This is a genomic window from Pseudonocardia sp. SID8383, from assembly GCF_009864975.1.
GTDB lineage: Bacteria > Actinomycetota > Actinomycetes > Mycobacteriales > Pseudonocardiaceae > Pseudonocardia > Pseudonocardia alni.
In genome coordinates, this window is record NZ_WWFY01000636.1 from 1 (window position 1) to 1,796 (window position 1,796).

At 75.3% G+C, this 1,796-nt stretch carries 2 protein-coding genes; one reads left to right on the forward strand and one right to left on the reverse strand.

The window, feature by feature from the left end; translation table 11 throughout:
• The first annotated feature begins 275 nt into the window (after positions 1–275).
• On the forward strand, positions 276–1,454 hold the full coding sequence (locus GTW08_RS15670) for an ROK family transcriptional regulator (RefSeq protein ID WP_073574963.1): 1,179 nt from the start codon (positions 276–278) through the stop codon (positions 1,452–1,454).
• Positions 1,455–1,459: 5 nt separating this feature from the next.
• Here the strand turns inward: GTW08_RS15670 and GTW08_RS15675 are convergent.
• A partial coding sequence (locus GTW08_RS15675) for a GNAT family N-acetyltransferase (RefSeq protein ID WP_161152123.1) occupies positions 1,460–1,796 on the reverse strand: 337 nt, incomplete at its 5' end.

Genomic DNA, 1,796 nt, shown 5'->3' on the forward strand with positions numbered 1-1,796 from the left:
CGGGGCCGGCGGCGGGCCCCGCGGCGGCGGCCGCGCGGAGGCGCTCGAGGTAGGCGGCGCGGGTGGTGGCCGAGCGGGCGGTCACCCGTCGGGTGACGGCGTCGACGACGGGGTGCAGCGGCACGGAAGCGGTCACGGTACGTCGATCTCCAGGTGGTGGGGTGCGTGGCGAACCGTTCGATAAGCACTCTACCGACTGACTTATGTACTCACAAGACGTTAGTGAGACCCAATCAGCGTTTCACCAGGTCGAAGCCCTGTGGTTCACTGGACGAATGCGAGGACGCACCCCGACCAGCGCGCCCGCCACGGCGGGCGAGATCTTCCGGCTGGTCCGGGACGGCGTGGCCGGGACCCGGACCGAGATCGGTCGCGAGACCGGCCTGTCCCGGACCGCGGTCGCCGCGCGCGTCGACCGGCTGCTCGCCGACGGCCTGGTCACCGAGGTGGTCGGCGCCGCCGCGACCGGCGGACGGCCCGCCGCGCGCCTGGAGTTCAACGCCGCGGGCGGCACCGTGCTGGCGCTGTCGGTCGGCGTCAGCCGGTCCAAGGCCGCCGTGTGCGATCTGTCCGGCGCCGTGCTCGCCGAGGAGGTCGTGGACATCCCCGCCTCCGCCGGGCCGGAGCACCTGCTCTCCGAGGCGGTCATCCGGCTGGAGAAGCTGCTGCTCACCGCCGGGGTCGACGACGCCACGATCCGCGGCATCGGGTTGTCGATCCCCGGCACCGTCGACGGCGCGCGCGGCTGGTCGGTGGGTGTCCCCGCGCTGCCCGGCTGGGAGCGGATCGCGCTGCCGCCGCTGCTCACCGCCCGCTTCCCCGCCCCGGTGCTGGTCGACAACGACGTGAACGTCATGGCCCTGGCCGAGCACGACGCCCACCCCGACGTCGACGACCTGCTGATGGTCAAGATCGGCTCCGGGGTCGGAGCCGGGCTCGTCTGCGGCGGGGTGCTGCAGCGCGGCGCCTGGGGCGCGGCCGGCGAGATCGGGCACACCCCGGTGCACGACGGGCCGGGCATCGGCTGCGGCTGCGGCAACATCGACTGCCTGGAGGTGCTGGCCTCGGGCCGCGCCCTGGTGCGCGACCTCGCCGAGTGCGGGCAACCGGTCACCGCGATCGCCGACGTCGTCGCCCTGGTCAAACAGGGCGACCCGGACGCGGTACGGCTGGTGCGCATCGCCGGGCGCCGTCTCGGCGAGGTCCTCGCCGCCGCGGTGAACCTGGCCAACCCCGCGCTGGTCGCGATCGGCGGAGACCTGGTCGGGGCGTTCGACCCACTCGTCGCGGGCGTACGGGAGGCGATCTACCGGCGCTCGATGGCCGCGGCCACCCAGAACCTGCGCATCGAGCCGGGCCTGCTCAGCGGGCGGTCGGGCGTGATGGGCTGCGCGATCCTGGTGCTCGACGAGGTGCTCTCCCCCGGCTCCGTCGACGCCGCCCTGTCGGCCTGAGCCGCTCAGCGGTGCGGCGCGCGGAGCAGGTCGAACCGCATCGTGCGCGACAGCGTGAACCCCATCGCCTCGTAGAGCCGGATCGCGCCGCGGTTGTCCGCGGCCGCGTGCAGCACCGGGCGCTCGCCGCGGGCGACGATCCCGGCGGCGACCGCGTCGACCAGGCGGCGGGCCAGCCCCCGGCCCCGGAACTCCGGGGCGGTGCAGACAGCGCTGATCTCGGTCGCCCCGGCGGCGCCCTCACCGCCGATCCGCATCCGCTCCCCCGCCATCGCGACCAGCCGGCCGTCGTGGCGGACGCCGAGGTAGCGGCCCAGCTCGGCGGTGCGCGCCAGCCAGGGC